General features: G+C 71.3%; 26 protein-coding genes. 14 read left to right on the plus strand and 12 right to left on the minus strand.

Annotated elements, in window-relative coordinates; all coding sequences use genetic code 11:
- Positions 1 to 29: 29 nt before the first annotated feature.
- Both argH and G412_RS0130865 read right to left on the minus strand, forming a co-directional pair.
- Complete coding sequence (argH, locus tag G412_RS0130860; protein ID WP_028815399.1) at positions 30 to 1,457, minus strand: argininosuccinate lyase; 1,428 nt, start codon at positions 1,455 to 1,457, stop codon at positions 30 to 32.
- A gap of 83 nt (positions 1,458 to 1,540) precedes the next feature.
- Positions 1,541 to 2,734, minus strand: coding sequence for an argininosuccinate synthase (locus tag G412_RS0130865; protein ID WP_028815400.1), 1,194 nt, complete (start codon positions 2,732 to 2,734; stop codon positions 1,541 to 1,543).
- A gap of 335 nt (positions 2,735 to 3,069) precedes the next feature.
- On the opposite strand from G412_RS0130865, the gene G412_RS41890 reads away from it, so the two are divergent.
- From G412_RS41890 to G412_RS0130895, 7 genes are all read left to right on the plus strand, one after another.
- On the plus strand, positions 3,070 to 3,189 hold the full coding sequence (locus G412_RS41890; RefSeq protein WP_425274527.1) for a keywimysin-related RiPP: 120 nt from the start codon (positions 3,070 to 3,072) through the stop codon (positions 3,187 to 3,189).
- Positions 3,190 to 3,266: 77 nt separating this feature from the next.
- Positions 3,267 to 5,123: an asparagine synthase-related protein gene (locus tag G412_RS0130870; protein WP_028815401.1), complete on the plus strand. Its 1,857-nt coding sequence runs from the start codon at positions 3,267 to 3,269 to the stop codon at positions 5,121 to 5,123.
- Positions 5,120 to 5,377, plus strand: a complete 258-nt coding sequence (locus G412_RS0130875; RefSeq protein WP_028815402.1) for a lasso peptide biosynthesis PqqD family chaperone — start codon at positions 5,120 to 5,122, stop codon at positions 5,375 to 5,377. Before G412_RS0130870 ends, G412_RS0130875 begins: the two co-directional genes overlap by 4 nt.
- Positions 5,378 to 5,392: 15 nt before the next feature.
- Entirely contained in the window at positions 5,393 to 5,809 is a 417-nt protein-coding gene (locus G412_RS0130880) for a lasso peptide biosynthesis B2 protein (protein ID WP_028815403.1), read from the plus strand.
- The gene (locus G412_RS0130885) at positions 5,806 to 7,602 is read left to right on the plus strand and encodes an ABC transporter ATP-binding protein (protein WP_037650518.1); all 1,797 of its coding nucleotides are present in this window, start codon (positions 5,806 to 5,808) and stop codon (positions 7,600 to 7,602) included. Before G412_RS0130880 ends, G412_RS0130885 begins: the two co-directional genes overlap by 4 nt.
- 127 nt (positions 7,603 to 7,729) lie before the next feature.
- Positions 7,730 to 9,088: an NAD(P)/FAD-dependent oxidoreductase gene (locus tag G412_RS0130890; protein WP_028815405.1), complete on the plus strand. Its 1,359-nt coding sequence runs from the start codon at positions 7,730 to 7,732 to the stop codon at positions 9,086 to 9,088.
- 67 nt (positions 9,089 to 9,155) lie between these two features.
- The gene (locus G412_RS0130895) at positions 9,156 to 9,737 is read left to right on the plus strand and encodes a pyridoxamine 5'-phosphate oxidase family protein (protein ID WP_028815406.1); all 582 of its coding nucleotides are present in this window, start codon (positions 9,156 to 9,158) and stop codon (positions 9,735 to 9,737) included.
- Positions 9,738 to 9,755: 18 nt separating this feature from the next.
- Here G412_RS0130895 and G412_RS0130900 read toward each other — a convergent pair whose 3' ends face one another.
- The 5 genes from G412_RS0130900 to argC form a co-directional block, all read right to left on the minus strand.
- Entirely contained in the window at positions 9,756 to 10,298 is a 543-nt protein-coding gene (locus tag G412_RS0130900) for an arginine repressor (RefSeq protein ID WP_028815407.1), read from the minus strand.
- A gap of 5 nt (positions 10,299 to 10,303) precedes the next feature.
- Complete coding sequence (locus tag G412_RS0130905) at positions 10,304 to 11,461, minus strand: acetylornithine transaminase (protein ID WP_051338739.1); 1,158 nt, start codon at positions 11,459 to 11,461, stop codon at positions 10,304 to 10,306.
- Positions 11,462 to 11,499: 38 nt separating this feature from the next.
- On the minus strand, positions 11,500 to 12,408 hold the full coding sequence (argB, locus tag G412_RS0130910) for an acetylglutamate kinase (protein ID WP_028815409.1): 909 nt from the start codon (positions 12,406 to 12,408) through the stop codon (positions 11,500 to 11,502).
- Positions 12,405 to 13,559 (minus strand): bifunctional glutamate N-acetyltransferase/amino-acid acetyltransferase ArgJ, encoded by a 1,155-nt coding sequence (argJ, locus tag G412_RS0130915; protein ID WP_028815410.1) that lies wholly within the window; start codon positions 13,557 to 13,559, stop codon positions 12,405 to 12,407. The genes argB and argJ overlap by 4 nt, the downstream gene beginning before the upstream one ends.
- Positions 13,560 to 13,647: 88 nt before the next feature.
- Complete coding sequence (gene argC / locus G412_RS0130925; RefSeq protein WP_028815411.1) at positions 13,648 to 14,676, minus strand: N-acetyl-gamma-glutamyl-phosphate reductase; 1,029 nt, start codon at positions 14,674 to 14,676, stop codon at positions 13,648 to 13,650.
- A 187-nt stretch (positions 14,677 to 14,863) separates the two neighbouring features.
- Between argC and G412_RS40000 the strand changes: the two genes are divergently transcribed.
- The 3 genes from G412_RS40000 to G412_RS0130940 all read left to right on the plus strand — a co-directional run bounded on the left by G412_RS40000 (position 14,864) and on the right by G412_RS0130940 (position 16,825).
- The gene (locus G412_RS40000) at positions 14,864 to 15,388 is read left to right on the plus strand and encodes an SIMPL domain-containing protein (RefSeq protein WP_157839219.1); all 525 of its coding nucleotides are present in this window, start codon (positions 14,864 to 14,866) and stop codon (positions 15,386 to 15,388) included.
- A gap of 61 nt (positions 15,389 to 15,449) precedes the next feature.
- Entirely contained in the window at positions 15,450 to 15,614 is a 165-nt protein-coding gene (locus G412_RS40005; protein ID WP_157839220.1) for a hypothetical protein, read from the plus strand.
- Positions 15,615 to 15,667: 53 nt separating this feature from the next.
- Positions 15,668 to 16,825, plus strand: coding sequence for a methyltransferase (locus G412_RS0130940; protein WP_028815413.1), 1,158 nt, complete (start codon positions 15,668 to 15,670; stop codon positions 16,823 to 16,825).
- A 66-nt stretch (positions 16,826 to 16,891) separates the two neighbouring features.
- Here the strand turns inward: G412_RS0130940 and G412_RS0130945 are convergent, their stop codons facing one another.
- Positions 16,892 to 18,334 (minus strand): aminotransferase-like domain-containing protein, encoded by a 1,443-nt coding sequence (locus G412_RS0130945; protein WP_028815414.1) that lies wholly within the window; start codon positions 18,332 to 18,334, stop codon positions 16,892 to 16,894.
- On the opposite strand from G412_RS0130945, the gene G412_RS0130950 reads away from it, so the two are divergent.
- Together G412_RS0130950 and G412_RS0130955 are read left to right on the plus strand one after the other, a co-directional pair.
- Positions 18,333 to 19,265: a DMT family transporter gene (locus tag G412_RS0130950; protein ID WP_028815415.1), complete on the plus strand. Its 933-nt coding sequence runs from the start codon at positions 18,333 to 18,335 to the stop codon at positions 19,263 to 19,265. The two genes, G412_RS0130945 and G412_RS0130950, sit on opposite strands and share 2 nt — an antisense overlap.
- A gap of 82 nt (positions 19,266 to 19,347) precedes the next feature.
- Positions 19,348 to 19,551: a DUF1918 domain-containing protein gene (locus G412_RS0130955; RefSeq protein WP_028815416.1), complete on the plus strand. Its 204-nt coding sequence runs from the start codon at positions 19,348 to 19,350 to the stop codon at positions 19,549 to 19,551.
- A gap of 11 nt (positions 19,552 to 19,562) precedes the next feature.
- Here G412_RS0130955 and G412_RS0130960 read toward each other — a convergent pair whose 3' ends face one another.
- Positions 19,563 to 20,810: a glycoside hydrolase family 10-like protein gene (locus G412_RS0130960; protein ID WP_028815417.1), complete on the minus strand. Its 1,248-nt coding sequence runs from the start codon at positions 20,808 to 20,810 to the stop codon at positions 19,563 to 19,565.
- Between the two features lie 171 nt (positions 20,811 to 20,981).
- On the opposite strand from G412_RS0130960, the gene G412_RS0130965 reads away from it, so the two are divergent.
- Positions 20,982 to 21,842, plus strand: coding sequence for a 3-hydroxybutyryl-CoA dehydrogenase (locus G412_RS0130965; protein WP_028815418.1), 861 nt, complete (start codon positions 20,982 to 20,984; stop codon positions 21,840 to 21,842).
- A gap of 147 nt (positions 21,843 to 21,989) precedes the next feature.
- Positions 21,990 to 22,247: a hypothetical protein gene (locus G412_RS0130970; protein WP_028815419.1), complete on the plus strand. Its 258-nt coding sequence runs from the start codon at positions 21,990 to 21,992 to the stop codon at positions 22,245 to 22,247.
- Here the strand turns inward: G412_RS0130970 and G412_RS0130975 are convergent.
- The 3 genes from G412_RS0130975 to G412_RS0130985 form a co-directional block, all read right to left on the minus strand.
- On the minus strand, positions 22,244 to 22,774 hold the full coding sequence (locus G412_RS0130975; protein ID WP_078607555.1) for an NUDIX hydrolase: 531 nt from the start codon (positions 22,772 to 22,774) through the stop codon (positions 22,244 to 22,246). The genes G412_RS0130970 and G412_RS0130975 overlap by 4 nt on opposite strands.
- 51 nt (positions 22,775 to 22,825) lie before the next feature.
- Positions 22,826 to 24,166, minus strand: coding sequence for a tetratricopeptide repeat protein (locus G412_RS0130980; RefSeq protein WP_028815421.1), 1,341 nt, complete (start codon positions 24,164 to 24,166; stop codon positions 22,826 to 22,828).
- Positions 24,167 to 24,437: 271 nt separating this feature from the next.
- Complete coding sequence (locus G412_RS0130985) at positions 24,438 to 25,526, minus strand: PP2C family protein-serine/threonine phosphatase (protein ID WP_037650526.1); 1,089 nt, start codon at positions 25,524 to 25,526, stop codon at positions 24,438 to 24,440.
- Between the last annotated feature and the right edge of the window lie 86 nt (positions 25,527 to 25,612).

Genomic DNA, 25,612 nt, shown 5'->3' on the forward strand with positions numbered 1-25,612 from the left:
CACTACCGTACTCAACCGCACCGCGCGGTTCAGTTCTTGGCGGTGGCCCAGGCGTGCTGGATCGCCAAGTCGGCCTTGACCTCGTCGAGCTGGACCGCGACCGCGGAGGGCGCGGTGCCGCCGCGCCCGTTGCGGGAGGCGAGGGCGCCGGCGACGTTCAGGACCGTACGCACCTCGGGGGTGAGGTGCGGGGAGATCTTGGCGAACTGCTCGTCGGTGAGCTGGTCGAGCTCGATGCCCTGCTGCTCGCACTCCTTGACGCACTCACCGGCGACCTCGTGGGCGACGCGGAACGGCACGCCCTGCCGGACCAGCCACTCGGCGATGTCGGTGGCGAGCGAGAAGCCGGCCGGCGCCAGTTCCTCCATGCGCTCGCGGTTGACGGTGAGCGTGGCCAGCATGCCGGTGAAGGCGGGCAGCAGGACTTCGAGCGTGTCGCAGGAGTCGAAGACCGGCTCCTTGTCCTCCTGGAGGTCGCGGTTGTACGCGAGGGGCAGCGCCTTCAGGGTCGCCATCAGGCCGGTGAGGTTGCCGATGAGCCGGCCGGACTTGCCGCGGGCGAGTTCGGCGATGTCGGGGTTCTTCTTCTGCGGCATGATCGACGAGCCGGTGGAGAAGGCGTCGTGGAGGGTGACGAAGGAGAACTCCTTCGTGTTCCAGATGATGATCTCTTCCGCGATCCGGGAGAGGTTGACGCCGATCATCGCGGTGATGAAGGCGAACTCGGCGACGAAGTCGCGCGACGCCGTGCCGTCGATGGAGTTGCCGGAGGAGCCGCGCTCGAAGCCGAGGTCGGCCGCCACCGCCTCCGGGTCCAGGCCGAGGGAGGAACCCGCCAGGGCCCCTGAACCGTACGGCGAGACGGCCGTCCGCTCGTCCCACTGCCGCAGCCGCTCGGCGTCCCGCGAGAGGGACTGGGCGTGGGCCAGGACGTGGTGGGCGAAGAGGACCGGCTGGGCGTGCTGGAGGTGCGTACGGCCGGGCATGGCCACGTCCGCGTGGGCCTCCGCGAGGCCGACGAGCGCGTCCTGGAGCTCGGCGAGCAGGCCGCCGATGACGCGGGCGTGGTCGCGCAGGTACATCCGGAAGAGCGTGGCGACCTGGTCGTTGCGGGACCGTCCGGCGCGCAGCTTGCCGCCGAGGTCGGGGCCGAGGCGCTCCAGGAGGCCGCGCTCCAGGGCGGTGTGCACGTCCTCGTCGGCGATGGTGCCGACGAAGGAGCCGTTCGCGACATCGGCTTCGAGCTGGTCGAGACCGGCCTGCATGCGTTCCAGCTCGTCCGCCGTGAGCAGCCCCGCCTTGTGGAGCACGCGGGCGTGGGCGCGGGAACCGGCGATGTCGTACGGCGCGAGACGCCAGTCGAAGTGGACGGACGCGGAGAGCTTGGCCAGGGCCTCGGCCGGTCCGTCGGCGAAACGGCCGCCCCAGAGCCGGACGTCACCGTTGTTGCTGCTCACAGCTACTGCTCCTCAAGGGTGGGGATGTGCGACCGCCTCCCCGCCGCAGAGGGTCGGGGAGGCGGCTGTCGAACGAGTTCGGGTTACGCCAGGTCACGTTTCGCCGCGATCTTCGACGACAGGCCGAAGATCTCGATGAAGCCCTGCGCCTTGGACTGGTCGAACGTGTCGCCCGAGTCGTACGTCGCCAGGTTGAAGTCGTACAGCGACTCGTCGGACTTCCGGCCGGTGACGACGGCGCGGCCGCCGTGCAGGGTCATCCGGATGTCGCCGGTGACGTGCTGGTTGGCCTCGTTGATGAAACCGTCCAGGGCGCGCTTGAGCGGGGAGAACCACAGGCCGTCGTAGACCATCTCGCCCCAGCGCTGCTCGACCTGCCGCTTGTAGCGGGCCAGCTCGCGCTCGACGGTGACGTTCTCCAGCTCCTGGTGGGCGGTGATCAGTGCGATCGCGCCGGGGGCCTCGTACACCTCACGGGACTTGATGCCCACGAGCCGGTCCTCGACCATGTCGATCCGGCCGATGCCCTGGGCGCCGGCGCGCTCGTTGAGCTGCTGGATCGCCTGGAGGACGGTGACGGGCTTGCCGTCGATGGCGACCGGGACGCCCTCCTTGAAGGAGATGACGACCTCGTCGGCCTCGCGCGGCAGCGCCGGGTTCGAGGTGTACTCGTAGATGTCCTCGATCGGGGCGTTCCAGATGTCCTCCAGGAAGCCCGTCTCGACGGCGCGCCCGAAGACGTTCTGGTCGATGGAGTACGGGGACTTCTTGGTGGTCGCGATCGGGAGGTTCTTCTCCTCGCAGAAGGCGATCGCCTTGTCGCGGGTCATCGCGTAGTCGCGGACCGGGGCGATGCACTTCAGGTCGGGGCCGAGCGCGGAGATGCCGGCCTCGAAGCGGACCTGGTCGTTGCCCTTGCCGGTGCAGCCGTGGGCGACGATCGAGGCGCCGTGCTTGTTGGCGGCGGCGACGAGGTGCTTGACGATGGTCGGCCGCGAGAGGGCGGAGACCAGCGGGTAGCGGTCCATGTAGAGGGCGTTGGCCTTGATCGCCGGGAGGCAGTACTCCTCGGCGAACTCGTCCTTGGCGTCCGCGACCTCGGCTTCGACGGCACCGCAGGCGAGCGCGCGCTTGCGGATGACGTCCAGGTCCTCGCCGCCCTGGCCGACGTCCACGGCAACGGCGATGACCTCGGCGCCCGTCTCCTCGGCGATCCAGCCGATGGCGACGGAGGTGTCCAGGCCGCCCGAGTAGGCGAGTACGACGCGCTCGGTCACGGGTTTCTCCTTACGATGCATGCGGTAGTAGGCATAACTATGCAGCACTCCGTATGTTTCGTCAACCCGGTCCCCGAGGCGCCGGGGCGGGCGGACGCGATGCGCGAATGCGGATCAAGGCCTAGCCTGGAATGGCGTACGGCGAGCGTGCTCCAGGGCACGGAGCCGGCGCCGGATGGCTGATGACGCGCCGCTGATGACGCGCCCGCGTTCGAGTGCGCGCTGGGGCGACTGTCCAGCCAAGACCCTCAGGTTCAGGTTCCTGCTGCCTTCGCGCACGGCTGTGGCCGCGCGGGTCGGCACATCGAGAGGAACGCGAAGGGAGGTGTACCGAAATGCGCACCTACGAGCGTCCGACCCTGACTCCGATGGGTTCGTTCGGGAAGGTGACCGGCGGACGAGTCAAGAGGACAGGCCCTCCTGACATTCTCCACCGCCACCGCCTGGTCGGCTGAGGTCACCCGAGAGAAGCGGAACCCTGGTGGCGGTGCTGGATACCGCCACCAGGCCCGTCCAGCGAAAGCGGGGCCCCATGGCCGGATTGACCGGACTGGCAGCGGTTCCCTCATGGTTCGTCGTTCTTCCCGACTGCGCGGCGGCGGGCCCCCTTGCGCGGGCTTTGCGCGGCTACGCGGACGTGACCGTCAGTCACCCGTCGGGGCAGCCATGGGTGTTGGGCCGGTGGGCCGTCGACGAGATGGCCGCCGCGGAGGCGGGAGACAGCAAAGTCGCCGTGCTGGGCCAGCACGCGAGCGCCGACCGGCGCCGGGTGAGCCGGAGCGCCGAACGCGTGCGGACCCCCGGCGATGTCGACGCCTTGGCCGCCGAATTGACGGGCAGTTCGCATCTGATCGCCTCGGTGGCCGGGAAAGTACGCGTACAGGGCACCGTCACCGGCCTGCGGCGGGTGTTCTCCGCCGAGATCAACGGAGTCACAGCCGCCTCGGACCGGGCCGATGTACTCGCGCTGCTCCTCGGGTCCGGCATGGACGAACGGCGGCTCGCCGTTCATCTGCTGGTGCCGCCCGTGCTTCACCCCCTGTCGGACAAACCGGTGTGGCGGGACGTGACCTTCCTGCCCACCGACCGCTATCTGCTGCTCGACGAGAGCGGCCGTGCCCGGCAGATCCGTTGGTGGACGCCACCCGAGCCCGAGCTGCCGTTGGCTCAGGGGGCGCAACGGCTGCGCGCGGCGCTGACGGCCGCGGTGGACGCCCGTACCGGAGGCCGTGATCCGGTCGGCTGCGATCTGAGCGGACTGGACTCGACGTCGGTGTGCTCCTTGGCGGCCCGCCGGTCCAAGGTCGTGGCCTGCACCGCGGCGAGTCCCGATCCGCTCGACGACGACGTGCTGTGGGCGACCCGCACGGCGGCCGCGCTCGACGGTGGCGTGGAACACCACGTCATCCCGTCCGACGAGATGCCGCTGATTTACCACGGGCTGCTGGACGTGGACGAGTTGTTCGACGAGCCCTGCGGGAGCATCGCCGATCACGCCCGCTGGCTCACCATCGCCGGACGCGCCGCAGCACACGGGTGCCGGCTGCACCTGACGGGTTTCGGCGGAGACGAGCTGCTGGCCTCCTCGACGTCCCACCTGCTTACGTTGCTGCGTACGCGCCCCGCTGTCGCCCTGCGGCAGCTCAACGTCCTGGCGACGAAGCACGGGTGGTCCCGCAAGCAACTGCTCCGGGAGCTGGCCGACCGTCGTCCGTACGACCGCTGGCTTCTGGGAGCTGCGGACCGGCTCACCACTCCCTCGGCGCAGGACGGGGTGTCGTTGGGCTGGGGGTCCCCTCCGAGTCTGCCGCCGTGGGCCACGCCGGAAGCGGTCGGCGCCGTAAGGGAGTTGATCCGCGCGGAGGCACCCACCGCCGAGCCGCTCGCCGGGCGCCAGGGGCAGCACTTCGAACTGGAGGGAATCCAGTACGCGGCCCACCCCGTGCGTCACATCGCCCGGCTCGCCGACCGGGCGGGAATCACCCTCGCCGCGCCCTACTTCGACGACCGCGTGCTCGAAGCGAGCCTCGCGGTGCGGCCGGAGGAGAAGGGCACCCCCTGGGAGTACAAGCCGCTGATCCTGGCGGCGATGCGCGGCATCATCCCTCCGGCGAGCCTGACGCGGCAGACCAAATCCGGGGGAATCTGCGACCTCAATGTCGCGCTGCGCACGAACCGGGCGGACCTGCTCGCCCTGTGGGACGACTCCCGGCTGGGCCGGCTGGGACTGATCGACGCGGCGGAACTGCGCGGGATCTGCACCCGGCCCCTCGACCCCAACCATCCCCACGATCTGCACGGCGGGCTCTACCAGAGCGTGGCCTGCGAAATCTGGCTGCGTACCTGGGAACGGGCCGCCGCCCAACCGACCGCGGGAGCGATGCCATGACACTCAAGCTGCGTACCGGCGTGTCCTGCGCCGACACCGACTACGGAATCGCGCTGCTCGACGAGGACAGCGGCGAGTACTGGGAGCTGAACCCCACCGGCGCGCAGGTCCTGCGGCTCCTGCTGCGCGGCGGCACCTCGGAGCAGGCGGTGCGGGACCTGACCGATACCTGCGACGTCGATGCCGAGAGCGCGCGCGACGACGTACGGGGCCTGGTCGAGGCACTCGACTCGTCCGGCCTGGTGGAGCGGTAGGAGAAGGAGAGCCCAGTGACCTTTCCGCAAGCCCTCTCTCACGAACCGCGCGCGGTGCCCCCGGCGCGCCGGGCCGAAGTGCGGCTGGTCGTCGGCCTTGCCCGGCTGCTGGCGCGTCACCCTCCGCGGCGCATCCGGGCGGTACTCCGCCGCGTCAGCCGTGGTGCCCGTCCCGCGCGTTACGACGAGGCGCTGGCCGCCCGCGAGACCGTGGTGGCCGTCAGCCTGGCCTGCGCCGCGCCGGAAGGCTGCCTGCCCCGGTCACTGGCCACCGCCCTGCTGTGCCGCCTGCACGGACGGTGGCCGGTCTGGTGTGTGGGGGCGCGGCGGGTGGCACCGTTCGCGGCGCACGCCTGGGTGGAGGCCGCGGGTGTTCCCGTCGGCGAGGACGCCCCGCCCGACTACTTCCGGGCCTTCTTCACGGTGCCATGAGCGGCACGGGTGGCGACGGCGTGCCCGGCGGCGGACACCTCACCGCACCGCGGGAGGTCCTGCGCGTACTGCGCGGGCACCGGCGGTGGATCGCGGGCGCGGTGACGCTGACGCTGATCGCTTCGGCACTGGGTCTGGCCCAGCCTCTGGTGGTCAGGCGAGTGATCGACTCGTCCGGTGCGGGGACGGCCGTCGCCGGGTCCGTCGTCCTGCTGGTCGCGCTGTTCGTCGCCCAGGCGCTGGTCGAGGCGGTGGCCGGTTACGTCCTGGCGCGCACCGGAGAAGGGGTCGTTCTGGGCGTACGCCTCAACCTCATCGACCATCTGCTGCGGCTGCCCATGAGGACGTACGACCGGCATCGGATCGGCGACCTGATCTCGCGGGCCGGGACCGACAGCACAGCCCTGCGCCTGCTCATCGCCCAGGGCTTCACCGACGCGGTCACCGGCAGCATCGGCCTGGCCGGTGTGGTCGCCCTGATGATCTGGCTCGACTGGGCCCTCTTCCTCGTCGTCATCGCCATGATCGCCTTCGGCGCGCTGGTCGTCGCCTCGGTGCTGCGCGGCATCGCCCGCGCCTCGCTCCACGCCCAGCAGGCCACCGGATCGATGACCGCGGAACTGGAGCGGGCCCTGGGCGCCATCCGCACCGTACGGGCCAGTCGCGCCGAACGGCGGGAGGCGGACCGCATCGGAGCACAGGCCCGGTCGGCGTTCTCCGCGGGCGTACGGGTGGGGAAGCTGGACGCGGTGGTCACACCGGCGATCGACCTGACGCTCCACGGGTCGTTCCTCGTGGTCCTGCTCATCGGCGGCGTACGGGTCGCGGGCCAGGGCGGCTCGGTCGCCGACCTGGCCGCCTTCCTGCTCTACATGCTCTATCTGGTGGGGCCGGTCGGCGCGGTCTTCCAGGCCGTGAGCACCATGCAGCAGGGCGCGGGAGCGCTGCGGCGGATCGCCGAGATCCTCGACCTGCCGCAGGAGCCGGACAGCGGGCGCCGGTACGACGTCACCTCCCCGGCGACCGAGGTGACCCGCCCGCCGGTATTGGAGTTCAGGGACGTCTGGTTCGGCTACGACCCGCGGCATCCGGTGCTGCGCGGGGTGTCGTTCGAGGTGCCGCCACGCGGTCATGTCGCCCTGATCGGCAGCTCCGGCGTCGGAAAATCGACGGTCTTCGCGCTGGCAGAGCGCTTCTACGACCCCGACGAGGGACTTGTCCTGTTCGAGGGCCGCGACGTACGGACCCTCAGCCGCGCCCAGCACCGCGCCCGGATCGGGCTCGTCGAGCAGCACGCCCCGGTCATGTACGGCACGCTGCGGGAGAACCTGCTGTACGCCGCCCCCGAGGCCGGCGCCGGCGAACTGGACCGGGTGGTGGAGCTGGCCCAGCTCACGGAGCTGGCGTCCCGGCTGCCGCGCGGCCTCGACACCGACGCCGGGGAACACGGCATGGCGCTCTCCGGCGGCGAACGCATGCGCATCGCCATCGCCAGGTCCCTGCTCACCCGGCCCAGCCTGCTGCTGCTCGACGAGCCGACCGCCCACCTCGACGCCGTGAACGAGGCGGCGCTACGCCGGTCGATCCGCCGGACGAGCGGCGAGTGCGCGCTGCTGGTCATCGCGCACCGGTTCTCGACGATCCACGCCGCGGACCTGATCGTCGTACTCGACGCGGGTGAGATCGTCGCCACGGGCAGCCACGAGGAACTGCTCGACACCAGTGACCACTACCGGTCTCTGTGCCGTGCCCAGCAGGTGGAGGGGCCCGAGGGAGCCGGCCGGCGCCCGTGAACCGTGCCCGGCGCCGCGGGCCCTCCCCCCGAATGCACCTCGCCGGGGGGCGGCCTCTCGTCCGTACGCCGAAGGTGGAAACGCGGGCTGCGGGCCACCGGAAAGCCGTAAGGAGCAGTGGACAGCTATGACGCGACCGAAGATCCTCGTGGTCGGCGCGGGTTTCGCCGGCGTCCAGTGCCTCCAGCGGCTGGAACGGAAACTGGCTCCCCGCGAGGCCGAGCTGGTGCTCGTGTCACCGTCCGACTACCAGCTCTACCTGCCGCTGCTGCCGCATGTGGCGGCGGGGGTTCTCACCCCGCAGTCCGTCGCGGTGTCGCTGCGCCGCCGGCTGCGCCGCACGCGGATCTGCCCCGGCGGCGCCATCGGCATCGACGGCAGGGCCAAGGTGTGCGTCATCAGGAAGATCACGGGCGAGGTGATCGCCGAATCGTACGACCAGCTCGTCCTCGTGGCCGGGAGCACCACCCGCACCTTCGACATCCCCGGCCTGCGGGACCACGGACGCGGCATGAAGTCCCTGGCCGAGGCGGCCCATCTGCGCGACCACGTCATCGCCCAGCTCGACATCGCCGCCGCCACGACGGACCAGGCCGAACGGGAGGCGCGGCTGCGGTTCGTGGTCGTCGGCGGAGGTTACGCCGGCACCGAGACCGCCGCCTGCCTGCAGCGCCTCACCTCCGCGGCGGTCGAGCGCTACCCGAATCTGGACCGGGCGCAGATCAAGTGGCATCTGGTGGACGTGGCCCCGCGGCTGCTGCCCGAACTCGGCGAGAAGCTGGGCGAGAAGGCCATGGCGATGCTGCGCTACCGGGGCATCGAGTTCTCGCTCGGCACCTCGGTCGCCTCCGTCGACGCGACGTCCGTCAGGCTCACCGACGGCCGTACGCTGCCGTCGCACACCCTCATCTGGACCGCCGGAGTCGCCGCGAGCCCCCTGGTGGCCACGCTGGGAGCGGAGACAGTACGCGGCCGTCTCGCCGCCACGCCCCAGCTGACCGTCCCCGGCTTCGACGGCCTGTTCGCGGCGGGCGACGCGGCCGCTGTGCCCGACGTCGCGAAGGGCGGCGACGCGATGTGCCCGCCGACCGCGCAGCACGCCCAGCGCCAGGGCAAGGTCCTCGCCGACAACATCGTCGCCCGGCTGCGTGGCATGCCGCTGAAGCCGTACGTGCACAAGGACCTCGGCCTGGTCGTGGACCTCGGCGGCCGGGACGCGGTCTCCAAGCCCCTGGGCGTGGAGCTGCACGGCCTGCCCGCCCAGGCGGTGGCCCGCGGCTACCACCTGCTGGCGCTGCCCACCATGACCGCCAGGACCCGGGTCATGACCAACTGGACGCTCAACGCGGTCGCCGGTGACGACTTCGTCCGTACGGACTTCCAGGCCCGACGGGCCGGCACCCTCCAGGACTTCGAGAACACTTCCGTGTACCTGACGCCGGAGCAGGTCCGTGAACACAGCGGGCAGCCGGCGGCCAGGCACTAGACAACGAGCTCGTTGCAGCAGCTGAAACACTGCCAGGTATGTGCAGTTGGCGCGCATAATCATTAGCATGGGAAAGCTTTATGAACGGATAGACGGCCGAATCCGCACCTTCATCGAGGACCAGCCGGTCTTCTTCACCGCCACAGCGCCACTGACCGCCGACGGGCACGTCAACGTATCGCCCAAGGGGCGGGCCGGGACCCTCGTCGTACTGGACGAAATGACGCTGGCGTACCTGGACTTCGGCGGGAGCACCGCGGAAACCGTCGCGCACATACGGGAGAACGGGCGCGTCACCCTGATGTGGTGCGCCTTCTCCGGGCCGCCCAAGGTGCTGCGGGTGCACGGGCAGGGTGAGGCCGTGTTCCGGGACGATTCACGGTGGCCGGGTCTCATCACGCGTTTCAAGGACGTCGACGGGCCGAGCGCCCGCGCCATCGTCGTGGTGCACGCGCGGCGCATCAGCGACAGCTGCGGTTTCGCCGTCCCGTTCATGGAGTACCAGGAGGAACGGACGCAGCACGCCGAGCACTTCGCCCGCAAGACGGACGAGGAGTTCGCGGCGTACTGCGAGAAGAAGGAGTACCTCGGCAAGAGCCTGGACGGCCTGCCCGCGCTGCCGCTGCCGCTGCCCGCGCGGGCGGACTGAGCCGAGCGCCCGGCCTCGCTAACGGTCGTTCTGGGCCAGGCGCAGGAGGTGGTCGGCCAGCGCCTGGCCGCCCGCCGGGTCGCGGCTGATCAGGAGCAGCGTGTCGTCGCCCGCGATGGTGCCCAGGACGGCGTTCAGCTCGGCCTGGTCGATGGCCGAGGCCAGGAACTGGGCGGCCCCCGGCGGCGTACGCAGCACGACGAGGTTGGCCGACGCCTCGGCGGAGATGAGGAGCTCGCCGGAGAGGCGCCGCATGCGCTCCTCCTTGGCGGACTCGCCGAGGGGCGCGTGCGGGGTGCGGAAGCCGCCCTCGCTCGGTACGGCGTAGATCAGCTCGCCGCCCGTGTTGCGGATCTTCACCGCGCCCAGTTCGTCGAGGTCACGGGAGAGCGTCGCCTGGGTGACGCTCAGCCCGTCGTCGGCGAGGAGCTTGGCCAGCTGGCTCTGCGAGCGCACCGGCTGCCGGTTCAGGATGTCCACGATCCGGCGGTGCCTGGCGGTGCGGGTCTGCGGTACGGCAGGCCCGCCGTGCTCGTGGTCCTGCGCCTGCGCCTCGGTCATCGGTGTCATTCTCCGGATCGTCGGTCCCCGTGTGCGGTGTCGAGAACGCCGGGCAGGGCCCGGAGGAACGTCTCCACCTCTTCGTCCCCGATGAGATACGCCGGCATGAGGCGTACGACATCGGGGGCGGGCGCGTTCACCAGGAGACCGGCGTCCTGAGCCGCCTGCTGCACCTGGGGAGCAAGAGACTCGGTGAGCACGATACCCAGGAGCAGACCCGCACCACGGACGTGGGAGACCAGCGGGTGCCCGAGTGACTCGATTCCGTCGCGCAGCTTCTCTCCCATCCGCTTGACGTGGTCGAGGAGTCCGTCGGCCGCGATGGTGTCCAGTACGGCCAGTCCGGCGGCGCACGCGACGGGGTTCCCGCCGAACGTCGTGCCGTGCTGGCCGGGCTTGAGGAGGTCCGCGGCAGCGCCGAAGGCGAGCGTGGCGCCGATCGGCAGGCCGCCGCCGAGGCCCTTGGCGAGGGTGACGACGTCGGGCTCGACGGCGTCGTGCCCCTGGTACTCGAACCAGTGGCCGGTCCGTCCGATGCCCGTCTGGACCTCGTCGAGGACGAGCAGGGTGCCGGTGGCGCGGGTGATCTCGCGGGCGGCCCGCAGGTAGTCCTCGGGCGGGACGACGACGCCGAACTCGCCCTGGATCGGCTCGATGATCAGCAGTGCGGTGTCGGTGGTGACGGCGGCGCGCAGGGCGTCGACGTCTCCGAAGGGGACGTGGGTGACATCGCCCGGCAGCGGCAGGAAGGGGGTCCGCTTGGCCTCCTGCCCGGTGAGGGCGAGGGCGCCCATGGTCCGGCCGTGGAACCCGCCCTCGGTGGCGACCATGTGCGTACGGCCGGTGAGGCGCCCGATCTTGAAGGCGGCTTCATTGGCCTCGGCGCCGGAGTTGGAGAAGAAGACGCGGCCGGGGCGGCCGGAGAGCTGGATCAGCCGCTCGGCGAGGGCCACGGGCGGCTCGGCGACGTACAGGTTGGAGACATGGCCGAGGGAGGCGACCTGGCGGGACACGGCCTCGACGATCGCGGGGTGGGCGTGGCCCAGCGCGTTCACGGCGATGCCTCCGACGAAGTCGGCGTACTCCTTGCCGTCGGCGTCCCAGACCTTCGCCCCCCGGCCGCGTACGAGCGACAGCTTGGGCGTGCCGTAGTTGTCCGTCATCACGCCCTGCCAGCGCTGCGTCAGCTCCTGGTTCGCGGTCACTTCGTCGTTCCCCCTTCGTGCTGGTCGGGCACGACCATCGTGCCGATGCCCTCGTCGGTGAAGATCTCCAGCAGGATCGAGTGCTGCACACGGCCGTCGATCACGCGGGCGGTGTTGACCCCGTTGCGTACGGCGTGCAGGCAGCCCTCCATCTTGGGGACCATGCCGCTGGAGAGCTCGGGCAGCAGCCTCTCCAGCTCCTTGGCGGTGAGCCGGCTGATCACTTCGTCGCTGTGGGGCCAGTCCTCGTAAAGGCCCTCGACGTCGGTGAGGACCATGAGCGTCTCCGCTCCGAGCGCGGCGGCCAGCGCGGCCGCGGCGGTGTCGGCGTTGACGTTGAACACGTGGTGGTCGTCGGCGCTGCGGGCGATGGACGAGACGACCGGGATACGTCCGTCGTCGAGCAGGGCCTGGATGGCGCCGGTGTCGATGGCGGTGATCTCGCCGACCCGCCCGATGTCGACGGACTCGCCGTCGATCCGCGGGTAGTGCTGGGTGGCGGTGATGGTGTGCGCGTCCTCGCCGGTCATGCCGACGGCGAGCGGCCCGTGCTGGTTGAGCAGCCCGACGAGCTCGCGCTGCACCTGGCCCGCCAGGACCATGCGTACGACGTCCATGGCCTCGGGGGTGGTGACCCGCAGCCCCGCCTTGAACTCGCTCACCAGGCCGTGCCGGTCGAGCTGCGCGCTGATCTGCGGGCCGCCGCCGTGCACGACGACCGGCTTGAGACCGGCGTGCCGCAGGAAGACGACGTCCTGGGCGAAGGCGGCCTTCAGGTCCTCGTCGATCATGGCGTTGCCGCCGAACTTGATGACGACGGTCCGGCCGTGGTGGCGGGTGAGCCAGGGCAGCGCCTCGACGAGGATCTGCGCCTTGGGCAGGGCGGTGTGCTTGCGGGTGCTCATGAGCTGTACGCGCTGTTCTCGTGGACGTAGTCGGCGGTGAGGTCGTTGGCCCAGATGACCGCGGACTCGGTGCCGGACGCGAGGTCGGCGGTGATCCTGACCTCCCGGTAGCGCATGTCGACCAGGTCGCGGTCCTCGCCGACGCTGCCGTTCTTGCAGACCCAGACGCCGTTGATGGCGACGTTGAGCCGGTCGGGGTCGAAGGCGGCCTTCGTGGTGCCGATCGCGGACAGCACCCGGCCCCAGTTGGGGTCCTCGCCGTGGATGGCGCACTTGAGGAGGTTGTTACGGGCGATGGAGCGGCCCACCTCGACGGCGTCGTCCTCGGTCGCCGCGTTGATCACCTCGATGCGGATGTCCTTGCTGGCCCCCTCCGCGTCGCCGATGAGCTGGCGGGCGAGGTCGTCGCAGACGGTGCGTACGGCCGCGGCGAACTCGTCGTATCCGGGGGTCACTTCGGACGCGCCGGAGGCCAGCAGCAGCACGGTGTCGTTCGTCGACATGCAGCCGTCGGAGTCGACGCGGTCGAAGGTGACGCGGGTGGCGTCGCGCAGTGCCTTGTCGAGTACGCCGGCTTCGAGGTCGGCGTCGGTGGTCAGCACGACGAGCATGGTGGCGAGGCCGGGTGCGAGCATGCCCGCGCCCTTGGCCATGCCGCCGACGGTCCAGCCGTCGCCGCCCGCGACGGCCGTCTTGTGGACGGTGTCGGTGGTCTTGATGGCGATGGCGGCCTTCTCGCCGCCGTGCGCGGAGAGCTCGGTGGCGGCCTTCTCGATGCCGGGGAGGAGCTTGCCCATGGGGAGGGTGATGCCGATGAGGCCGGTGGAGGCGACGGCGATCTCACCGGCGCTGTGGCCCTTGAGGACCTCCGCGGCTTTCTCGGCCGTGGCGTGGGCGTCCTGGAAGCCCTTGGGGCCCGTACAGGCGTTGGCGCCGCCCGAGTTGAGGACGACGGCGGAGATCTGGCCGCCCTTGACGACCTGCTCGGACCACAGGACCGGCGCGGCCTTCACACGGTTGGTGGTGAAGACGCCCGCGGCGGCGAGGCGGGGCCCGTTGTTGACCACGAGGGCCAGGTCGGGACCGCCGCTGTCCTTGATCCCCGCGGCGATGCCCGCCGCGGTGAATCCCTTCGGTGCCGTGACGCTCACTGCATCTCCTCGTTCGCTTCTCCGCCCGCGCAGCGCAGCGGTGCGGCTTTCGTCATTGCCTGCAGCCCGGCGGCTGCGCGGGCGTCGCTCACGGTGCCACTCCTGTCGTGGAAAGACCTGTGTCCTCGGGAAGTCCGAGGGCGATGTTCATACTCTGCACCGCGCCGCCGGCGGTGCCCTTGGTGAGGTTGTCGATGGCGCTGATCGCGATGACGCGGCCGGCGGCCTCGTCGTACGCGACCTGGATCTGGACGGCGTTGGAGCCGTACACGGAGGCGGTCGCGGGCCACTGCCCCTCGGGCAGGAGGTGCACGAACGGCTCGTCGGCGTACGCCTTCTCGTACGCGTCCCGTACGCCGGCCGCTGTCACGCCCGGCTTCGCCTTGGCGCTGCACGTGGCGAGGATGCCGCGGGACATGGGGGCCAGCGTCGGCGTGAAGGAGACGGTGATCCGCTCCCCCGCGGCGGCGCTGAGGTTCTGGATCATCTCGGGGGTGTGGCGGTGGCCGCCGCCGACGCCGTACGGCGACATGGAACCCATCACCTCGCTGCCGAGCAGATGCGGCTTGAGCGCCTTGCCCGCGCCGGAGGTCCCGGTGGCGGCGACGATCACGGCGTCGGACTCCGCGAGCTGCGCGGCGTACGCCGGGAAGAGTGCGAGCGAGACGGCGGTGGGGTAGCAGCCGGGGACGGCGACCCGCTTGGAGCCTTCGAGCGCGGCGCGGGCGCCGGGGAGTTCGGGGAGGCCGTACGGCCAGGTCCCGGCGTGCGGCGAACCGTAGAACTGGTCCCAGTCCGCGGCGTTCTGGAGCCGGAAGTCGGCGCCCATGTCGACGACGAGCACCTCGTCGCCGAGCTGCTCGGCGACGGCGGCGGACTGGCCGTGCGGAAGCGCGAGGAACACGACGTCGTGCCCGGCGAGGACCTCGGCGGTGGTCGGCTCCAGCACCCGCCCGGCCAGCGGCAGCAGATGCGGCTGGAGGGAGCCCAGGCGCTGCCCGGCGTTGGAGTGGCCGGTCAGGGCGCCGATCTCGACGCCGGGGTGGGCGAGGAGCAGCCGGAGCAGTTCACCGCCCGCGTATCCACTCGCCCCTGCCACTGCTGCACGTACCGCCATCGAATCCTCCTCGTCGATGGCATGACTATACGCAACCCCGCACTTTTATGCAACGAATGGAGTAGAGCCGGCCCCCGGAACTCGCGCCTGTGCCGAACCCGTGGAACGGTCGACGCGAGTGCATGACCGAACCCTGTCGGTATTGGTCGGCCCACCGAGCCGCTGACATCTGGAGACCGCGTTGTTCGTGCCCACCGCCACCACCTGCGTGACCAGGTCGCTCGTCACCGCCACCCTCGCCGTCGGCCTGCTGGCCGGAGGGACCGCGTCCGCCGGGGCGGCGTCCGGCGGCGACCGGACCGTACCGGCCACTGAAGTGGCCCGGCCCGCCCTCGCCTGCAAGACGGTGCTGGCCACGGTCGTGGTGGAGTCGGTGAAGCGCACAGCCTCGGAGGCGATGAACCACAACACCGCTGTGACGCGTCGCGTACTGGAAACCCTTGAGGCCAACGGCGTCGCCCCGCGCGACGCGGGCACTCTGCGTCTCAGCCTGACGCCCGTCCTTGAGCCGGACGGCTCAGGCGGCTCCGTGGTGACCGGATACCGAGTGCGCCGGACCCTCGCCGTCACCATCCGCGCCGGCGACCGGGCGACCGCCATCCTCGACAAGGCGGTGGCCGCGGCGGGCGGCGCGGCCCGCGTCACGTCGGTGTCCTGCGCGCCCTCTGACCCGGCAGGCAGGCAGCCGTCGCGCGTGAACACGTCCGCGTAAGTACGTCCGCGTGAGTACGTCTACGGATGCGTAACGCCGCCGAGATCGACAGGCTGGCCCCATGAACGAACACGAGCTCGCCTCCCGAGGCCCCGTGCGGCCCGTCCGCGACCACCGGACCGCGGAAAGGGTGATCAAGGCGATCCTCATCGTGGCGGCCGTTGTGGCCGCGATCGTGGTGCCGTTCATGTGTCTCGTCATCGCCACCTACGCCATGGCGGACTGACCCGGAGCGACCCGGAGTGAGGGGAGCGGCCGCTCGGCTAGCCTGAGGGCACAATGAACCATTTGACGACGTCACTGGGCGAGTACGACCTCGTTCGCTTCCCCGAGGACCCCCGCGACAGGCTCCGCGCCTGGGACGCGGCCGACGAGTACCTGCTGCGGCACCTCGAAGGAACCGGCGACACTCCTCCGGCGGACCTGTCCGGCACCGTTGTCGTGGTCGGCGACCGCTGGGGCGCCCTGGCCACCGCGCTCGCCGGCTGCCGTCCCACGCAGGTCACCGACTCCTTCCTCGCCCAGCAGGCGACCCGGTTGAACCTGGAACGCAACGGGGCCGACCCGTCGGCGGTGCGGCTCCTGTCCACCCGCGAAGCCCCGCCGGAGCGGATCGACGTACTCCTGATCCGCGTGCCCAAGAGCCTCGCGCTCCTTGAGGACCAGCTCCACCGGCTCGCCCCGCACGTCCACGCGGGCACCGTCGTCGTCGGCACGGGGATGACCAAGGAGATCCACACCTCTACGCTCAGGCTGTTCGAGCGGCTTCTCGGTACGACACGGACGTCACTGGCGGTGAAGAAGGCACGGCTCATCTTCTGTACGCCGGACCCGGACCTCGCCCGTGGCAGCGACCCGTGGCCGCGCAGTTACGCGCTGCCGTCCGACGTCGGTGTGGTGTCCGGCATCACCGTGACCAACCACGCCGGCATCTTCTGCGCCGAGCGCCTCGACATCGGCACGCGCTTCTTTCTGCGCCACCTCCCGCGGTCCCGCGGCCCCGAGCGCGTCGCGGACCTCGGGTGCGGCAACGGTGTGGTGGGTACGGCGGTCGCCCTGGCCAACCCCGAGGCCGAGATCCTGTTCACCGACGAGTCGTTCCAGGCGGTGGCGTCGGCGGAGGCCACTTTCCGGGCGAACGCCGGGGCGGGGCGGAAGGCGGAGTTCCGCGTGGGCGACGGTCTGTCGGGTGTACCGGAGGGAACGGTGGACCTCGTACTGAACAACCCGCCGTTCCACAGCCACCAGGCGACGACGGACGCGACGGCCCGGCGCATGTTCACCGGGGCGCGCGACGCGCTGCGGCCGGGTGGCGAGCTGTGGGTGATCGGCAACCGGCACCTCGGCTACCACGTGACACTGCGCCGGATCTTCGGCAACAGCGAACTGGTCGCGAGCGATCCGAAGTTCGTGGTCCTGCGGTCGGTGAAGCGGTAGCGACGCGGGACGGCGGTGGCCGCGCCGGCGGGCGGAGCCCCTGCGGGAACAAGCCTCCCGCAGGGGCTACGACGTGCCCAGCAGGCCCTCGCACGCGCCGCGCAGCCGTCGTACGCCCTCCGTGATCTCCGCCGGCCCCGCCACCCCCGCGAAGCTCAGCCGGACGTGCCCCGCGGTCGGCTCCGCGCTGAAGTACGGGCGGCCGGGTGCGATCGCGACGCCCGCCCGCAGCGCCGCCGAGACCACGGCGTTCTCATCCACGCCGTCGGGCAGGCGCAGCCACAGGTGGTAGCCGCCCGCCGGGATGTGCGGGAGGGCGAGTTCGGGGAGGCCGAGGCGCAGGGCGGCGGACAGGGTGTCCCGGCGGCCCCGCAACTCCCCCGCGACCGTGCGCAGATGGCGCGGCCAGGCCGGGGAGCCGACCAGCTCCACCGCCGCCTCCTGGAGCGGCCGGGGCACGAAGAAGCTCTCGACCACCTGGATGGCGCGCAGCCGCTCCAGCACCGGGCCGCGCGCCGCCAGGGCGCACACCCGGAAGCTGGGCGAGGTCGCCTTGGTGAGCGAGGAGACGTGAACGACGACGCCGTCGTGGTCGTCGGTGGCGAGCGGCCGGGGCAGCGGCCCGGCGTCGTCGTGGACGAGGCGCCGTACGAAGTCGTCCTCGATGACGAAGGCCCCGGCCTCGCGGGCGATGCGCAGCACCTCGGGGCGCCGCTCGGCGCAGAGCACCGCGCCGGTCGGATTCTGGAAGAGCGGCTGGCAGACGAAGACGCGGGCGCCGGTGGCCCTGAAGGCCGCGGCGAGGAGTTCGGGGCGTACACCGTCGGAGTCCACCGGCACCGGCACCGGGCGCAGTCCCGCCGCCCGCGCGATCGCCAGCATGCCGGGGTACGTCGGCGACTCGACCAGGACCGGTGCGCCGGGCGGTGCGAGGGCGCGCAGGGCGGTCGTCAGCGCGTTCTGGCCACCGGCGGCGATGAGGACTTCGGCGGCCGTGATGGCGCCGCCGATCCCTCGTGCGAACCATTCGCGCAGCTCGGGGATGCCGTCGGTGGGCGGCCGGCCCCAGGCGCCGGGGCGGCGGCCGGCCCTGGCGAGGGCGGCTGCCATGGCCCGCTCGGGCTGGAGGGAGGCGTGGAGGTAGCCGCTGTTGAACTCGATGACGCCGGGCGGCGGGGCGGCGAGCGTGACGAGGACGCCGGACGCGTCGACCGAGCGCGGTACGAGTTCGGTGGCGCCGTCGGCGCTCAGCGCGACCTCCTGCCATGAGGTGTCACCGGGCGCCGCCGTGTCCGTACGGGGCTGCGTGCGGAAGGCTCCCGCGCCGGGCCGGGTGACGACCAGGCCCTCGGCGGCGAGCTGGGCGAGGGCGCGGGCGACCGTCACCGGGCTCACGCGGTAGCGCTCGACCAGTGCGCGGCTCGACGGGAGCTTTCCACCTGGAGAGTAGTGGTTGAGTTCGCGCTTCAGCGCTTCTGCCAGTTCCATGACGCTGCTACGCTCATGCATGACAGCACACAATAGCGCTACTCGCAGCAGGACAGTAGCGGTCAGCAGTAGCTCCGGCGGCCCGGCGACCCGTACGGCCCGCAGCGGAACCCTCCTCGCCGCGCTGGGAGTCACCGCCTTCTCGCTCACCTTCCCGGCCACCGCCTGGGGCCTCGAAGGCTTCGGCCCCTGGTCACTGGTGGCCGTACGCAGCGTCCTGGCCGCACTCGTCGCCGGCGCCGCCCTGCTCGTCCTGCGGATACCGGTGCCTTCCCGCCGCCACTGGGCCGGACTCGCCGTGGTGGGCGGCGGTGTGGTCCTCGGCTTTCCGATGCTGACCACGCTGGCCCTCCAGACCTCCACCACCTCGCACGCCGCCGTCGTGGTCGGCCTGCTGCCACTGACGACCGCCGCCCTTTCGGCGCTGCGCACCGGAGCACGCCCGTCCCGCGCGTTCTGGCTGGCAGCCCTCGCCGGCGCCGCCGTGGTGATCGCGTTCACGGTGCAGCAGAGCGGCGGCGCGCTGTCCACCGGCGATCTGTACCTCTTCGGCGCGCTGCTGGTCTGCGCGGCGGGCTACACCGAGGGCGGCAGGCTGGCGCGCGAGATGCCGGGCTGGCAGGTCATCGGCTGGGCGCTGGTGCTGTGCCTCCCGCTCGCCGTCCCGGCAGCGGCTGTGGCGCTCAGCTTCGAGCCGGTGCACCTCACGGCGCACAGCGTCACCGGGCTCCTGTGGGTCGCGATCGGCTCGCAGTTCCTCGGCCTGGTCGTCTGGTACCGCGGCATGGCCGAGATCGGGGTGTCCAAGGCCAGCCAGATCCAGCTCGCCCAGCCCCTGCTGACCCTGTTCTGGTCCGTCGCCCTGCTCGGGGAGCACCTCTCCCCCGCGGCCCCGCTCGCGGCCGTCGGCGTACTCGTCTGCATCGCGGTCACCCAGCGCGCGCGGACCTGAACGGCGCAGCGGCGAGGCGCCAACTCGGGCCCGCGGTCTTAGACTGGCCTTACGTAGAGCCGGCCACAGAAGGGCACTCCCGATGCAAGCGAGCGTGGGCGACCAGCTGCTGGTGCACGGCAGGACCGTGGGCCACGAGGACAAGGTCGCGAAGATCGTCGAGGTGCTGGGTTCCGAGGGGAACCCGCCGTTCCGGGTGCGCTTCGACGACGGACACGAGGCGCTGGTCTCGCCGGGCCCCGACTCCGTCGTACGGCACACGGAGCACGGCGGAACACCGCAATAGCCGCAGACCGGTCACCGGGGCGGCCGCACCCGGGCCGGGTAGTGGTCCGCCACCACCCGGTCCATCGCCCCGATGCGGTCGACCGCGACCTCCTTCGCCGAGAAGAAGACATGGCCGCGCACGTGTGGGTGGTCCTGGGCCAGGGTCAGATGGCGGGAGAGTTCGGCCGGGTCCTGCCAGGCCGCGGGCTGGGCCGGGTCTCCGGCCTTGTAGAGCGCCTCACCGGCGTAGAGGTCGACGCCGGTGCCGCGCACGGTCCGCGACCACCACGGCACCAGCTCCGCGTAGTCGGCGGCCTCGAAGCCGATGTGCCAGTAGAGCTGCGGCACGATGTAGTCGATCCAGCCCTCCTTCACCCACTTGCGGGTGTCGGCGTGCAGATCGTCGTACGTCTGCACCCCGGCCCGCGTCTGTGAGCCCAGCGGGTCGGTCGAGGCGTTGCGCCACACCCCGAAGGGGCTGATCCCGAAGCGGACCTTCTTGCCCGTCTTCCTGACCGCTTTGATGCGGTCGGCCGTCTCACTCACCAGCAGGTCGGTGTTGTCGCGCCGCCAGGCCGCCTTGTCGGGGAACCCCGTGCCGTAGCGGGCGTACGCCTCGTCGTCGTCGAAGTCCTGTCCTGCCACCGGATACGGGTAGAAGTAGTCGTCCCAGTGCACGGCGTCGATGTCGTAGCGCTCTACGGCGTCCAGCATGGCGTCCTGCACGAAGCGCCTGACCTCCGGAAGTCCGGGGTTGTAGTACAGCTTGCCGCCGTACGGCAGCACCCACTCCGGGTGCACGCGCGCCGGATGTGACTCCACCAGCCGCGACGGGTCGGTGTGATTCGCGACTCGGTACGGGTTGAACCAGGCGTGCAGTTCGAGATCCCGCCGGTGCGCCTCCTCCACCGCCGTCCCCAGCGGGTCCCATCCCGGATCCCGGCCCTGTACGCCGGTGAGGTACTGGGACCAGGGCTCGTACGGCGAGGGCCACATCGCGTCGGCGGTCGGCCGCACCTGGAACATCACCGCGTTCAGCCTGCGCCGTACCGCCGTGTCCAGATGGGCCAGCAGTTCGGCCTTCTGCTGGTCGGCGGTCAGGCCGGCCCTGGAGGGCCAGTCGCGGTTGGCGACGCTCGCCAGCCACATCCCCCGCATCTCGCGCTTCGAGGGCCTGCGCCGCCGCGCGGGGACGGCCGCCGCGTCCCCGGTGACCGCCAGCACGGACAGCGCTCCGGCCGCAGCCGCCAACAACCCTCTTCGACCGATCTGACCCATATGTCGCCCCTTACTAGGTGCATACGTCCCGTCGTATCCGCAGAGCATGCCCGCCCCGCCCCCTCACGCACACGTAGGTCCGGAGTAACGTCGGGGCCGAGGCGGGCACCGGTCACGAGCCGGGGGCCTGCCGAACTGTTGATCAGCGAAAGGCACGATGTGACGGACTCCATGGCGGATGTGCAGCGCGTCGGAGTAGTGGGCTGCGGCCAGATGGGCGCAGGCATTGCCGAGGTGTGTGCCCGCAGCGGCCTCGAGGTGAAGGTCGCCGAGACCACGGGCGAGGCCCTGGAGATCGGCCGCACCCGGCTCTACAACTCCCTCTCGAAGGCCGCCGAGCGCGGCAAGATCACCGAGGAGGAGCGCGACGAGACGCTCGCCCGTCTCAGCTTCACGACCGACCTCGGCGAGTTCGCGGACCGCGACCTCGTCATCGAGGCCGTCGTCGAGAACGAATCGATCAAGACGGAGATCTTCCAGGTCCTCGACCAGGTCGTGACCCGCCGGGACGCGATTCTCGCCTCCAACACCTCCTCGATCCCGCTGGTGAAGCTGGCCGTCGCGACCTCCCGCCCGGACCAGGTCATCGGCATCCACTTCTTCAACCCGGCCCCGGTGCAGAAGCTCGTCGAGCTGATCCCTGCGCTGACCACTTCCGAGGAGACCATCAAGCGCGCCGAGGGCGTGGTGCAGAACGTGCTGGGCAAGCACGCGATCCGCGCCCAGGACCGCTCGGGCTTTGTCGTCAACGCGCTCCTCATCCCGTACCTCCTCTCGGCGATCCGGATGTTCGAGTCCGGCATCGCGAGCCGCGAGGACATCGACAACGGCATGGAGCTGGGCTGCGCCCACCCGATGGGCCCGCTCAAGCTCGCGGACCTCATCGGCCTGGACACGGTCGCCTCGGTCGCCGACTCGATGTACGCCGAGTTCAAGGAGCCGCTGTACGCCGCTCCCCCGCTGCTCCAGCGGATGGTGGACGCGGGCAGGCTGGGACGTAAGACGGGATCCGGTTTCTACCCGTACTCCTGAGCCCTGCTGAGCCGCGATTCGCACGGAGTGTGCGGGGCGTACACGCATATGCCCCGCACACACGCTCCCGCCATGGCCACAGGGCGAGTTGGCTCTGTGGCACATGCACGAGGCCGTCGGACGGCCCTGTTGAAAAAGGAGCGGACCGTGAGTATCGACACCGATCAGACCGTGGTCGTCGAGGAGTACGCCGAGTTACGTCGCTGCCTCGACGTGGGGCTCACCAGGATCGACGGACATCTGGCGCTGCTGGCCCACCGGGGCGACCAGGCCGACAGCGACCTGGCCGGCCTGGCCGCGCGGGTGACGGCCCTGGAGCAGAACCGATGGCCGCTGCCGGCCATCTCGGCACTCACCGCGGCCGGAGCGCTCGCGGTGACCGTCTGGCAGGCCGTCGGCCGCTAGCCGAGCCGCAGGTGGTGGAGCATCAGCAGCCCGGCCGCCATGTTGGCGGCCGGGACTTCACCGCGGGCCACCATCTCGGGTACCAGTTTGAGCGGGACCCACTCGCGCCGTGAGGACTCGAAGTCGTCCTCGGGATGGCCGGTGTACGTCGCCTCCGTGGCCCAGTAGAGGTGGTGCCGGGCGTCGGTGAGGCCGTTGGACGGCTCGACGGTGAGGAGGTGGCGCAGCGGCCCGGGCCGCCAGCCGGTCTCCTCCTCCATCTCGCGGGCCGCGGCCGTCTCGACGTCCTCGCCGTCCTCGACCACTCCCGCGGCGAGCTCCCAGCCCCAGCTGTCGGTGATGAAGCGGTGCCTCCAGAGCATCAGCACCTCGTTGGCCTCGTTGACGACCGTCGCCACGGCCACCGGCCGCAGCCGTATGACGAAGTGGTCGAGGTGCCGGCCGTCGGGGAGTTCGACGTCCGCGAGGTTGATCCGGAACCAGGGGTTCTTGTACACAGTCTGTTCGCTTAAGTTCGTCCACTGCACTGTTTTGCCACCTTCCGACAAGTAGGTGGCAACATCGCAGCAGGAGGACGGTCAGAGCGGAACGCGCAAAGCCCCGTCGATCAGCTCGGCCGCCTCTTCGGCGCCGGCGCACCCGCTTGCCACCAGGTGCTCGCGGACCGCCCGCAGGCGGTCGCGCATCCGCTGCGACTCCATCCCCTGGGCGCGCTGCGCCATCTCCGTGGCGATCTCCACCGCCCGGTCGGCCTTGCCCTGCCGCAGCTCGATGTGGGTGAGCATGGCGAGCCGGTGCACGCGGCCCCTGTCGTGCGCGGGTGAGCCGACCGCCGCGTCCGCGTGCTCACGCGCGGCGGGCAGATCCCCGAGGCTCAGCAGAGCCTCGGCCACTTGTACGTTCACCAGCCCCGGCTGTACGTACCCCGTCTCGTCCGGCTCGCTGCCCGGTCTGATGGAATCCGCCTCGGATTCCGCACGCCGGATGCAGGACAACGCTCCCTTGCTGTCGCCGAGATGGGCGTACGCCTTGGCCTGCATCGCGTGCAGGTCGGCGGCCAGCGCCGGGGTGATCTGCGTACCCGCCGTGCGCAGGGCCGCCTCCGCGAAGGCCACCGCCTGCCGGTATTCGGCCATGAACAGCGACTGGTTGACCAGCAGCGCGATGATGTACGCGCCGAGCCCGCGGTCCCCGCTGGCCTTCGCGAGCCGCAGGGCCTGGTGGAAGTACCGCTGGGCGAGCCCCTGGGCGTCCGAGTCGTACGCGCAGATGCCCGCCACCGCCACCAGGCCGCCCGTGGCCCGGTGCAGGTGGCGGCCCATGGCGTTGGAGTAACTGCCGCGCAGCAGAGGGGCGGTCTCGGCGTTGAGGAAGCCGACGACCCGCGCCCGGGTCGCGACGCCGCCCGCCTTGCGGTACATCAGCTCGTAGTGCGCCCTGGCGGCGCGCAGCATCTGTATGTCGGCGACGCTGACGCGCGTCTGTCCCTTGCGCGAGACGTCCGCGTCCTCCGGCGGGTTCTCCCACTCCCACACGGGCATCACCGCCGGCGTCCCGGTCACCGCCGGGGCGCCGAGGATGTGCGGCCGCTGCTGCTCGTCGGAGCGCCACAACGCGGTGGCCCGTTCCACGAAGCCCGTGAGCGGGGAGCCGTGCGGCATGGCCGCCTCGCCCGGCTGGCCGAACCCGATGTCGTCCAGCGTTATGGGCCGGTGCAGCCGGGCCGCGAGCACTTCGCAGATCAGATCGGGCACCTGGCCGCGCGGCCGCTGGCCCTTCAACCACCGTGCGACGGCGGTGTGTTCGTACCTCAGCGCGAGACCTCTCACGCTGCCCGCCTGGTTCACATGGGCGGCGAGGCCGGCGTGGGAGATGCCCGCCTCGTCGAGCAGGGCGTCGAGCAGGGTATTCGGCTGCATGGCCTCTCCGGTGGCTCGGTGGAGTCAGCGTAGTGGAGGTTGTTTCACACGGGGTGTGAACGGAGTGCCCGCGTTCGTGCCCCGCGTGCTCTGCCGCACCCCACCCCTGGTCCGATTGACTTCACTTCGCCTCTCCAAGAGGTGGCCGGGCCGCCGGCTCCCCCTCGTACAGTGCGGCGGCCCGTTCCCGCACCGTCCGCCCTGCCGGTCTGCCCGACACTCCGCGGCAGGGCGGACGGAGCCCGTACAGCGGTTTTGGAGCGACGGCCGGTCACCGATGGGAGGATTCCGCGCACGAGCGGCGCAGTCCCTGATCCCCGGGCTGCGCCGGCAGGCGCCTGCGGTCGTTGCGCAGGACGAGCAGCGCGACGTCGTCGGTGAGCCGCCCGCCCGTGTGCCGCAGCAGCGCCGTGTGAACGCGCTGCACCACCACGGCCGGTGAGACCGGCGAGCCCAGCGCCGCGGCCTCGGTGAGGGCACGTCGCAGGCAGAAGAACTCCCCGGCGGCGTTCCTGGCGTCCTCCGCCCCGTCGGTGTGCAGGACGAGGGTCTCGCCGGGAAGCAGGCGCGTGCACCGGCGGGCGGACAGGCCGCCGGGCAGCGGGAACATGCCGAGCGGCGGCAGCACGTCCCCGCCCGCGATCGGCTCGGCGGCGCCGCGCAGCCGGTAGGGCCACGGGTGGCCGCAGTTGAGTGCCAGTACCTCCCCGTCCTCATGGATCTCCAGCAGCAGTACGGTGACGAACTCCTCGGCCAGCGGGTTGTCGGGGTCCGTACCGCTCACCGACGGGTGCTCGGACCGCGACCTCTCCCGCAGATGCCGGTGCAGCGCCCGCTCCAGCTTCCGCATGACACCCGCGAGTTCGGCCTCGTCGTGCGCCGCCTCCCGGAAACTGCCGAGCAGGGCGGCCACCGCTCCGATGGCGGCGAGCCCATGCCCCCGTACGTCACCGATGACGACCCGCACCCCGTGCACGGTGGCCACAGCCTCGTACAGATCGCCGCCGACCGTCGCCCCGCGGCTCACGGACAGCTGTCCCGCGGCGAGGGCGAGTCCGTCGAGCCGGGCCGGCAGCGGCCGCAGCAGCACCTGCTGGGCGGCGCGCGCGATCTCGCGGGTCCGGCGCAACTCCCGCACGGGGCCCAGCCGTACGCTGGTCAGCAGATACGCGACCAGGGCGAGGAAGGCCGCGCACGTCACGAAGCGGGGCGCCATCCCGTCGTGGGAGTCGAACGGGCAGACCAGCTCCCAGGCCGTCGCGGCGACGAGCCAGACGGCGGGCAGCCCGAAGACAAGGGCACGCCGCGCATGAGGAACGCACGCGCGCCGCACGCCCCGCCAGGTTGTTGTACGGATCATCCCGACGGCCCCCTAGGCCCTGGCCCTGTACGACGCTGCCTGTACGACGCTGGCCCTCGTCGGCCGGAATGATTGTGTCGACGGTA

The organism is Streptomyces flavidovirens DSM 40150, from assembly GCF_000429085.1.
Taxonomy (GTDB): Bacteria; Actinomycetota; Actinomycetes; order Streptomycetales; family Streptomycetaceae; genus Streptomyces; species Streptomyces flavidovirens.